Genomic DNA, 10,646 nt, shown 5'->3' on the forward strand with positions numbered 1-10,646 from the left:
ACCTCAGAAAGGATCGTCAGCCTTCGTTGTTTTATACTGTATATATCCCATTTTTGTGTTCTGATCTTGTTTTTGCCTGATATTCTGTGTAATTAGCCCCTCTGCGTTGCTCGCAGAGGGGCTTTGTGGACAGGCTGAAACGGACAGCTGTTCAGAACAGCTGTCCGTTTTTTCGTTTATATCACACTTTTTCCGAAATATGCTGTAATTCAAGTGCCAAGGCAGCTATTTGCTGCTCTTTCTGAACTCAGACGGTGACATACCGACCTTATTCTTGAACTGACGCATAAAATGAGTGGCATTCTGATAGCCGCAGGATGACGCTACCTCGCTGATACGCAGATCTGTCGTCAGCAGGAGCTGCCTTGCCATTTCGATACGAGCTTCAAGGAGATCGTCGATGTAGCTGATGCCGAAATGTTCCTTGTACAGCTTCTGGACATAGCTTTTACTGATATACAGACGCTTGGAAAGTTCGGTGAGATTCCAGTTCAGCTCGGGAGCTTTGTGAAGCTCGCGCCTTAGCTTCTTCAGCTCGCCTATACCTGTAAAACCTTTGACTTTCGGTTTGCGGGCGTTCAGAACGTCCCACAGCTCAGATACGCATTTTTCGGCAGGATAGGCTGCTTCTCCGCAGACATAGTAAGGCTCGGGCAAAAAATCCGCTGACGTTCCTTCCTGCATTTTTCTTATAAGCAACTCGAGCTGTATCATCATTTCTTCTGCCATCGTTTCGGGAGTTCCATTGTCAGGCAGCGAAAAAACGATAGCAAATGTCATTTTATCAAGATGTGCTGCCGTTTTATTTCGTCCCGATACAAGTCGTATCGCGTTTGCAAGCAGAAGATCGGACTGCAGGTAGATATCTGACAGATCATTTTTTTTCTTTCTGTTCGGAGCAGCTGCTAACTGTGAGACAGTGACCAGCATGATACAGTTTCTGACATTTAACTCCTTCTGACTCTCAAGATAGAGGAGAAGTCCTTTTTTACTGAGCATATCAGTCATTTTGTCATAGTGGGAGGACTCTTCGATCTTCTTTTGCAGATATTCGGCATAGAGCTTATGCCGCAGGATGCGCATACCGTTTGCCAGTGAGGTCATATAATTGAACAGCATTAATGAAACGGTAAAATCAACCGCACTTTCATATGTAAATCCACAGTATCCGAACACCTGTGACGAGACATGAAGCGACAGTACAAAAACCAGCGTCGGCTCATGTTCACCCATGAGGGCAGGAACTATATGCTTTGTCGGGAACGGACCGCCTTTCACGCCTGCGGTCCATGCGTTTTTTGACAGCGCACAAAGCATTTGTTCGGGAAACGGCTGTGTCGGACAGGCATCGGGATGTTCGGGATCGCTGTCCCAATTGGGCAGGATGCATATATGCAGGGATTTATAGCTTTTAATTATATGAGCTGTCTGATCGACTATATCGGTCAGCTCATCAAGTGAATCTACACTTGATGTTCTTGTTATAACATTGGCATTTACGCGCATTTCAAGCATAGCGCCGATCTCGGCATCACGCTGTATCTGTTCACGCACTTTCAGGGCAGCAGTCTGATAATCGTTCATACGCTCTACACATCCGCAGCTTGCGCCGTAAATAATGTGCATATCAGACCTCTGTGCATCAGCGGCTATCCCTAAAAGCTTGTTAACGCCTGTTTTGCCAAGCTCAAACATATTTCCGCTTACGGTAGTCATGGAAGGGAAGTTGGATATGGCAGATATATGCCCGTCATAGCCCGTAACTATCACGTCGTCGGGAACGGAGATCCCGCCGCTTTGCAGAGTGTCACAAAGGGCTACTGCCATAGTATCGCTGGCACACAGCACAGCATCGGGAAGCCTGCGCTTATGCTCTATGAATTCATTTCCGAGTTCGTTTGCGCGAAATTTCCAGAAGTCTCCGTAAATGATCTCATATCTGCAATCGTGTATGTTGGCGGAACGCAGAAATCCCGAGATACGCTGCTCGGAATCAGATATCCCTTCGGGGCCTGCAAGGAATATCAGGTCGCGGCAGCCGTGTTTTTCGATTATATGGTCTGTAAGCTCGCATACCGCCTCAGCCTGAGGTATAGATACCGTTTCAAAGCCGAGTTCTGTTCCTCCGAGATCTATACAGGGAATGGCGGCTCTCCTGATCAGCTCGGAGAGAGTTTTACGGACGGTTGCCTTGACAAAATACTGCGAGACAAGCAGTATACCGTCAAGCTCGGCGCGTTCGAGAAGAAGATAGATACTTTCCTCACCGGTCATTATTTCGTTCTGGATATGGAATTCCATTCCGTTTGTAGCAGTCGTCAGGACTATGACATCGCAGTCTGCGGCGGAGGCAGTTTTGAAGATCCCGTCGAGGAGTTCGACTTGCAGACCATCTGTTATTGAAGGTATTATCACGCCTATCCTTTTCATCGTATCACCGTCCTTTACTGTATTATACACCAAAGTGTGATGCTGTGTCAATAAAAATTGTGCATTATGTGATTTCGGTTATGTAAAATGTTATTGAATTGGCATATTTATTATGCTATTATCTAAATAATGGATGATGGGAAAACAGTATGCTTTAATGCAGAGATGTATGGGATCTTTGGTGGTGTAACGGGGAGCGATGATTATTTTTGGAGGATTATTATGAAGCGCATCAAATTTATTGCAGGATTGTTATCAGCGGCAATGTGTATGTCTGTAATGACAGTGCCGCGAAGCGGCGGTATGCCTGTAAAGCTCAGTGCATCGGCTGTGACCGTGTCTGAGTTTCCCGAGGAATACAAATACGCTGCGGACTGGATATGGACCAACCGTATCGAACGTGAAAAGTCCACAGAGCGCCGCAACACTATCTTTGACCAGATAGAAGCAGGCAGTGGAACTATCAATTATGTTGTGAAGTGGCAGTCGTACCGTACTGTTACATATGAGCAGAGACAGCAGTTCGAGAAACTGCTCTCGGACAGCATCAATGCGTGGAATGACCGCCTTGCAGGTTACGACGGCTGGAAATACGACCATATCGACGTTAAGGTAGTCGGATGGGCTGTCATTGACAAGAACTGTCTGCTGGACCTTCACGATGATGAGACAGTTTACACCGATACCAAGTATTATGACGCTCAGTATGATACCTCGAACGGCAGGGATACTATCCCGGATAATGAGCCTTTTGCGCCGTTGGAGCTTTCACGTTTTGAGCATTTTCAGGATAAGAACTATGCTTATCCCGGCGGACTTGACAAACGCTTCGATATGTATATGTGGGCAACACAGGGCTTCCCGGATATCGGCGGCTGCGGAGGAGACTGGGGACAGCGGCTCTCTGATACCGCGTACCTAAATATGCTTGGCGGATTCGGCAGCCATGTTCTTGAACATGAGATCGGTCATGGCTTCGGTATGACAGACTTTTACGGCGGCGAAGGCGAAATGGACGGTTTTCCGCCCGGAGGCTTCCCCGGCGGCGAAAATTCTATAATGATGGCAGGCTCAGCTGCAAAGATAACGGATTTTGACGGCTGGATGCTGAGATATATCTGGTCTGAGATAAAGAATGATGAGGGCAGGTTCGATCTTTCTTCACCTGCACCTGCTGCAAGCATAAAGGGCGATGTCAATGCAGACGGAAGCTTCAATGTTGCTGACCTTGTATTGTTACAGCACTGGCTGCTGGGACGAGATGATGCAGTCCTTGCCGCATGGAAGGCTGCCGATCTCTGCGAGGATGATGTCCTTGATGTATTTGATCTGTGCCGCATGAGAAAGCTGCTTCTTGAAGGCGAAAGCCCCTATGAAGAACCGCAGGGCAGCTTCATTACGGCAAATATGGCTAAACACGGAGCCTCACTCCCGACTCAGGGAAGTGCAAAAATGGTCATTTTCTATGTGGACTTCCCTGACTGTAAATATGACTATACTCCAAGCATAGAGGAGCTCAACAACATCTCCTTCGGCGCGGCAGATGAGTCCTCTCAGTGCTATCCATTTGAGAGCTTTTCTGCTTTCTATGGCAGAGCCTCTAAGGGTGCCATGGAGCTGGATGGTCAGGTGTTCCGCTATACTACAAAGGAAAAACAGGCTGTATATGACGATAACAAGGTAAAGATCGCAGAGGAGTGCTATGAGGCTTTCAAGGATCAGGTGGACTTCTCACAGTTCGACGGAAACGGTGACGGCAGGATCGACGCGACTCTGTTCACAGTTCCCGAAAAAGCAGGAACAGACCACTGGTGGCCCTGCGCAGGTGCATTCGGCGATCCGCAGTACCGCGTTGACGGTGTCGGCGTCGGACATATCATAACAGGCAATGCGCAGATAGGCTCTGTAAATGACTATATAAATTACATAAGCTCGTACTGTCATGAGCTGGGACACTGTACAGGTCTGCCTGATTATTATCTGTTTACTGATCCCTCTGACAGCGAGGGTATGCACGGTACGGCAGGCATCGAGCTCATGGATACCGATGCAGGTTCTGACTTCGGTGCATTCTCCAAGCTTATGGAGGGCTGGTACCATGACGGACAGGTCAATGTGTTTGATCCATCAAAGGGAACACAGACATTTACTCTGAGCAATGCCCAGACCGACAGCGGAAACTGTATTATTATCCCCAACGGCAAGCTTGCTGACGACTATTTCTCGGAATACTTCATTATCGAGTACATAACAAAGGACGGCAACAACAGTGCTGTCGGTTCAAAGACAGGATGGTGGGTAAAGACGGGAGAGGGCGTCCGTATCTATCATATAGATGCGACCACTGAGTACGGCTGGAATACATATTTCCGATACGCAAGCGGCAGCGAGTTCACCAATAAGGACAAGGGCAGACGTCTTATCCGAGTGATCGATGATACGGAAAAGGATAATCTCTATCACTCCGGTGATGTGATAAACGGCAGTATTTCAGGCTTCCACTGGTATGACTCAAACGGCGGACAAACTGTTGAAACGGGTCTTACAATAACAGTTGGTGAGCTTAATGACGGAAGATATACCGTCACAATTGGTTGATAATTCCTGACTGATAATAGCTTTATGACAAGCAAAGAGCTCCTGTGGTATTTCCCATAGGAGCTCTTTGCTTCTGCCGGTATTTTTCGGCTTAACTTCGGAACCTTTATTATTATGTAAAATGTCAGAATCATTGTGTAAAATGTTATTGAATAAGTGGCTATTGTATGATAATCTATATTTGTAAAACAGAATTCTACTAAAAGGCTCCTCAGATGCAGCAATTATCATTACATTTCGTTTCAGCTCGTGAATTTGTGTGATAATATATTGCATTTTATAGAGGTGCCTTTTTTATTATGTGAAAAAGGATCGTTCCTGCGGGAACACAGAGATGATCACAATCAATTGGATCTGACATTTATTTCTTTGGTGGTGCGCAAAGGCGCAGATGTGATAAGTATAGTAATGTATGAAACAGGCAAAGGCTCGCAAGAGACAGTATCAAATCTATTGAAAAGGGATGGGAGGACTCTTTTCCTGATAAACCTGTTCGTGCTTATAAATTTATGAAAGTGGGTAAGTATTATGAAGAATAAGATCAATGTCATTACAAACGTTATCGTTATCCTTTTTATTGTGCTCGGAGCAATAGGCTTCTCTCTTGTTATATCCGAGTATTCCGACGTTGTGGATAACGATATCGCTTCAAGGAATTATCTTCAGCAGAACTCGATAAAACTCCATGAGCTTGAAACAGATCTGTGTATAACCATAAATCTTGGCCGTAATGAAGATTCGGCAGATAATGCCGAGGCTATCGGGAGCTATGTTGAAAAGATAAATTATTCCATGAGCGATTGCAGGGAACTTATGAAAAAGTATGAGGCTATCAGGAAAACAGGCGAGGAAGAAAAACAGTATCAGCTTGTGAAAACTGCTATGGACCAGTATAACGAGATAGTTTCAAACGAGCTCCTTACTCAGATCGACGCCGGACATTTTGAAACTGCAAACTCCATTTACTTTGAACGATTCATCAATAAAAGAAACGGTCTTGATGACAGTCTGAACCAGCTTCTGACTGTTACGAATGAATCTATCGACAAGCGCTATGACAAGGCGGAATTCAATGCGAAAGTACTTCGTGTATTCTTCATCGGCTTCGGAATTATCGTTCTTGTTCTCCTCAATATGCTCGAATCACGCAGAAAGAGGATAGCAAAGAACCTCGAAACAGCCATTGATGCCAACGAAAAGACTCAGCAGTCTCTCAATAAAGCCATGTTCACAGATAATGTCACATCTTCAAATAACAGAATATCCTTTGTTCTTGAATACGGCGTAGAGCCGGTAGAGATTTCCGCGGGCGAGGCAATGAACTTTGTGATGTTTGACATAAAGGATTTCAGCGGTATCAACTTCAGATACGGCACTTATGCAGGTGATAAGATACTCGCGATGACTGTTGAACGTATCGGCGATGTATTTGATGACGCGACGATCTATCGTACAGGTTCCGATGAATTTGTAGCTGTGATCAAGACCGATGATTCACAGGACAGCTTCACAAAGGTGGCTAATCTTGTTGAAAGAGCCTACAGATCCCTTACATCGGATTACGACGTCAATAACAGCCGCGTTTCAGTGGATTATGATATTTCCCTTGTAAGAAAAGAAAATCCCGATACAGTTGATATGAACATCCATAATCAGCTCAAACAGGCTTTAACTAACGGAAGCAGCTATACATCGGGCAACTGGCGCTATTACAAGGATTGATCGGTAAGTAAATAAGGAGGAGAAAAAATGAATATCAGGAAGATAATGGCAATGTCATGTGCGGCAGTATGTTTCCTTACTATGGCATCCTGCGGCAAAAAGTCTTTCAAGAAGCGTGAAAAGGTAACGCTTAATGTGTGGAAAATGGAGGACGAGGCTCTGCTTCAGCAGATGGCTGACAACTTCGTTGAGCACTATAAAGATGAGGCGGATATAGAGATTATCCTCGGAAACAAGCCCGAGCACTCTATGACGGAGTATATAAATGATAATCCGGACGATTCCGCTGATATACTGTACTTTGCCGACGATCAGCTGGATCAGCTCTATAATGCGAGATATCTTCTTCCTATAACAGAGAACAAGGATCAGATCATCGCTGACAACGGCGGAAGATATACCGATGTCATCTCATGTGTGGTCAGAGAGCTTAATCTTTATGCCTGTCCGATCACAGCAGGTAACGGTTATTTCCTTTACTATAACGCAAAGTATCTTAACGAATCGGATGTTCAGTCACTTGATAATATCCTCGAAATTGCAGGGAAGAATAACAAGTTCTTCGCCATGGACTGGTCTTCGGGATGGTATACATATTCATTCTTCGGCGGAGCAGGACTGACTGCCGAAGCAAATCCCGGCGGTACCTTCAACGAATGTGACTGGAACTCTACCGAGAACAAGTATAAAGGCGTTGATGTGGCTCAGGCGATGCTGGATATAAGCAGCAGCAAGGGCTTCAGAAGTACGGAAAGCCCCATCGATGGAGCTTCGGATGACAGCGTTATAGCCTTTGTCAGCGGACAGTGGGATTACGAGAAACTTCGCGGTATATGGGGCGACGATCTCAGAGCTACAAAGCTGCCTACATTTACGGTCAACGGCGATCAGGTACAGATGTCCGGATTTATGGGATATAAGTATGTCGGCGTATACTCGGGAACAAAAAATCCCGAGTGGGCTGTAAAGTTTGCTGAATGGGTATCAAATTATGATAATCAGGTGGAACGTTTCAAAGTGACAGGTGAGTGCCCCTCAAATGTTGAGGCTATGCAGGCGGAAGAAGTTCAGTCATCACCTGCTGTTGTGGCTATTGGTGAGCAGTCTGCTTTTTCTGTACGACAGAACGTAACGGATGCATACTGGACACCGTCATCTCTGCTGGGAAGCACTCTTGCAGCAGGCAATCCCGATAAAATAGACCTTCAGGAATTGCTTGACGATGTCACAGCAGAAATAAATGCACGATAGTACCTATCCACTTTGTAAAGACCTCCTATGGTTTATAATATGCCATAGGAGGTCTTTTTATTGCTTTAAACAGCGGTCAGATCTGCTGAATTAATTATTCCTTTAGCAGTGAACGAAATCTTTCCATGGCTTCGACGGTATTTTCTTTACTGTTGAAGGCTGTAAGACGGAACCAGTTATCGCCGCTGCTGCCGAAGCCTGCACCGGGTGTTCCTACAACGCCTGCCTTTTCAAGGAGATAGTCAAAGAAGTCCCAGCTGTTCATGCCGAATGGGCATTCAAACCATATGTACGGAGAGTTGATGCCACCTGTATAGCGTATGCCGAGCTCCTCCATGGTGTCGGAAATGATACGGGCGTTCTGCATATAAGCATCGGTCATTGCCTTTGCTTCCTTTATTCCTTCGTCTGAGAAAACTGCTTCGGCGGCACGCTGTATCACATATGGAACACCGTTGAATTTCGTACACTGGCGGCGGTTCCACATCTTGTTGAGGCTCATCTCTCTGCCGTCAGAGGAGACCGATGTTATAGCCTTGGGTAACCTGTTTTCTCCCAAACGAGTTTATCAGGGCAGTAATAACCATACCTGTCGCTGTTGTCGCTTTTTACGGCATACCCGAAATCAAGAGCGCCTGTTCTCAGTCCACGCTTGATAAAGTCGGCACTTTTTCCGATTCCCTGAGCGATCTCATTGATTGGAACATCTCTGCCAGTAAACGCAGGAGTAATGTCTGGTTTCTTCTTCGCACCCATTGCCACCTCTCCTTTCAGAAACGGTCAGTAACCGTAACCGCCAAAATCTCTCTTGACAGCTTCTACTGCCCATCGTTCTTCAGCATTTTCGTTGTAATGCTTATTGTTGGCTTCGTTGAACAGAGTGCTGATCAGATAAGGTTCTTTTCTCTTAACACCGTCGATCTGCTTTATCTGCTCGATGGCGTTTTGCAGCACAACAATATCGACCTTCAGCATAGAAGACTTGACTACCTCTCTGGGGAAGTCCTCTTTGCAAATACGCTCTGTTTTCTTTCTGGAGCATATCTGCCGTACCATCATCTGCACGATCTCCTCAGCTTCTTCTTCATCACCGAGCCATTCAGCGAAGTAGTCAAAGTCGATGTTCTCCTTCACCACTTCGGTATAGATTTTCATTTCGCTGATATATTCATCAGTCATTCCGTCTGTCTGTCTTTCAACATTTTCAACAGCAGTTTCGCTGTCGGAGGGGGATTGATTGATAGATACTTGATCACTCAGTATTTGTTTTTTCTTTATTTTCTTCTTAGTATTTATTTGCCCCTGATTTTCTACAGCTTGAATTTCTATGGGTAGAATTTCAAGGGGTAGATTTTCTATGCCTTGTTTTTCTGCCCCTTGCGGAGCTTTTTTTATCCCCTTCAAAGACTTTGAGAAGCTGATTGATTTTCTCTTTGGTATAGAAGCTCGCTCTAAACTTCTCCAACTTAGGCAGTTCGACCTTATCAGCAGGGTTCGCTATACTGTCATTGCTTGGCGTAACTTCTTCTTTTGGTTTATATTTTTGAAGTGCATCTTTGTAGAGCCCATCACACTCGTCTAGAAATTGCTTTTTGTTACTTAATAGATTATAGAATTTTGAGTAAATACTTTTATAAATAATTTTATGTGCTTCGTTTTTAATAGAATCGTCCGTAATCTCATCCATTTCAAAATTGCTTGTTGAATCCGTCGCCTCGTCAAGTAAATAAAGTATATCTTCCTTAGTGATAGTATCTATTTCCTTAACGTCGGCTGATTATTTGAAGCAAGTGCGTGTCCATTAGTCACAGGTATCCCATTTCCCGCAGGTTTTAACTCCCAGTCTGTCTTTTGTTCACCGCACACTGCCGTCGCCCCAAATGGCAGAACGGAAATTCAGTGATAGCAAATCAGCTATATTTCGGTATATAATGAAAAAATGGCAGTCAAAATCCTGCCCATCACAAAATCCTATCAAAAACAAGACCGCCCATGTACCAATCGCAGTACATGGGCGGTCATTCTATCTATTCTGTTAATCGGGTGCATACATCAGTATGCTGACATTAAAAATTCCGTTATGCGTTTCTATCTCCATCGTACCGCCATATCGCTCAACGATATTCCTGACAGACCTCAGACCAATGCCATGATTTTTCTTTTCAGTGACAGGCAAACCATTCTTGTCGAGAATAAGCCTTCCCTTATAGGCATTATAAATGGAAATGACAAGTGTTTTCGGGGGCAGTAATCCGATCCTGACATTCACGAGCCTGTTGTCGCCTTCAAGCTGTTCAGCCGCCTGAATTGCATTCTCGACAAGATTCCCCATGACTGCACACATATCTGCTTCATCTATCGGCAGCTTGTCTGTGAGGTCAAAAGACCAGCTTACCACAACATTTATTGACCTTGCTATATCGTCATAATGATTTGCTATTGCATCGACGGCTTGATTGGTACATATTATCCTGTGAGTTCGATTGACGGATTCCATGATCGGAGAGAGATACTTTTTTGCTTTTTCGATCTGTCCCTGTTCCAACAGCTCGCTGATGTAAACAATATGCTGTCGAAAGTCATGGCGTATCTCACTTGTTTCCTGCAAATACCTCCGTGTCCTGCGGTACTGCTTTTCTTCCATT

At 45.0% G+C, this 10,646-nt stretch carries 9 protein-coding genes; 3 read left to right on the top strand and 6 right to left on the bottom strand.

Features of this window, described 5'->3' with window-relative positions:
* Window positions 1-225: 225 nt before the first annotated feature.
* The gene (locus K6G33_RS11930; protein ID WP_296779754.1) at window positions 226-2,430 is read right to left on the bottom strand and encodes a helix-turn-helix domain-containing protein; all 2,205 of its coding nucleotides are present in this window, start codon (window positions 2,428-2,430) and stop codon (window positions 226-228) included.
* A 222-nt stretch (window positions 2,431-2,652) separates the two neighbouring features.
* Between K6G33_RS11930 and K6G33_RS11935 the strand changes: the two genes are divergently transcribed.
* The 3 genes from K6G33_RS11935 to K6G33_RS11945 all read left to right on the top strand — a co-directional run bounded on the left by K6G33_RS11935 (window position 2,653) and on the right by K6G33_RS11945 (window position 8,001).
* Entirely contained in the window at window positions 2,653-5,028 is a 2,376-nt protein-coding gene (locus K6G33_RS11935; RefSeq protein ID WP_296779756.1) for a hypothetical protein, read from the top strand.
* Window positions 5,029-5,556: 528 nt separating this feature from the next.
* On the top strand, window positions 5,557-6,750 hold the full coding sequence (locus K6G33_RS11940; RefSeq protein ID WP_296779759.1) for a diguanylate cyclase: 1,194 nt from the start codon (window positions 5,557-5,559) through the stop codon (window positions 6,748-6,750).
* 27 nt (window positions 6,751-6,777) lie between these two features.
* A complete protein-coding gene (locus K6G33_RS11945) occupies window positions 6,778-8,001 on the top strand; it encodes an extracellular solute-binding protein (RefSeq protein WP_296779762.1) in 1,224 nt (407 codons plus the stop codon).
* 94 nt (window positions 8,002-8,095) lie between these two features.
* Here K6G33_RS11945 and K6G33_RS11950 read toward each other — a convergent pair whose 3' ends face one another.
* The 5 genes from K6G33_RS11950 to K6G33_RS11970 form a co-directional block, all read right to left on the bottom strand.
* Entirely contained in the window at window positions 8,096-8,560 is a 465-nt protein-coding gene (locus K6G33_RS11950) for an aminotransferase class I/II-fold pyridoxal phosphate-dependent enzyme (protein ID WP_296779764.1), read from the bottom strand.
* The gene (locus K6G33_RS11955; protein WP_296779767.1) at window positions 8,530-8,757 is read right to left on the bottom strand and encodes a hypothetical protein; all 228 of its coding nucleotides are present in this window, start codon (window positions 8,755-8,757) and stop codon (window positions 8,530-8,532) included. Before K6G33_RS11955 ends, K6G33_RS11950 begins: the two co-directional genes overlap by 31 nt.
* 24 nt (window positions 8,758-8,781) lie before the next feature.
* Window positions 8,782-9,405 carry a DUF6017 domain-containing protein gene (locus K6G33_RS11960; RefSeq protein WP_296779768.1) on the bottom strand — a complete coding sequence of 208 codons (624 nt, stop codon included), beginning with the start codon at window positions 9,403-9,405 and terminating at the stop codon, window positions 8,782-8,784.
* Window positions 9,341-9,688, bottom strand: coding sequence for a hypothetical protein (locus K6G33_RS11965; protein WP_296779771.1), 348 nt, complete (start codon window positions 9,686-9,688; stop codon window positions 9,341-9,343). The genes K6G33_RS11960 and K6G33_RS11965 overlap by 65 nt, the downstream gene beginning before the upstream one ends.
* A 348-nt stretch (window positions 9,689-10,036) precedes the next feature.
* Window positions 10,037-10,646: GHKL domain-containing protein (locus K6G33_RS11970; RefSeq protein WP_296779774.1), on the bottom strand; the 610-nt coding region annotated here is incomplete at its 5' end.

The organism is Ruminococcus sp. (genome assembly GCF_024691275.1).
Taxonomy (GTDB): domain Bacteria; phylum Bacillota; class Clostridia; order Oscillospirales; family Ruminococcaceae; genus Ruminococcus.

Bases quoted from the DNA above. Each gene is read 5' to 3' on its own strand.
- K6G33_RS11965 (WP_296779771.1), bottom strand. From the start codon at position 9,688: ATGGATGAGATTACGGACGATTCTATTAAAAACGAAGCACATAAAATT.
- K6G33_RS11945 (WP_296779762.1), top strand. From the start codon at position 6,778: ATGAATATCAGGAAGATAATGGCAATGTCATGTGCGGCAGTATGTTTC.
- K6G33_RS11935 (WP_296779756.1), top strand. From the start codon at position 2,653: ATGAAGCGCATCAAATTTATTGCAGGATTGTTATCAGCGGCAATGTGT.
- K6G33_RS11955 (WP_296779767.1), bottom strand. From the start codon at position 8,757: ATGGGTGCGAAGAAGAAACCAGACATTACTCCTGCGTTTACTGGCAGA.
- K6G33_RS11930 (WP_296779754.1), bottom strand. From the start codon at position 2,430: ATGAAAAGGATAGGCGTGATAATACCTTCAATAACAGATGGTCTGCAA.
- K6G33_RS11940 (WP_296779759.1), top strand. From the start codon at position 5,557: ATGAAGAATAAGATCAATGTCATTACAAACGTTATCGTTATCCTTTTT.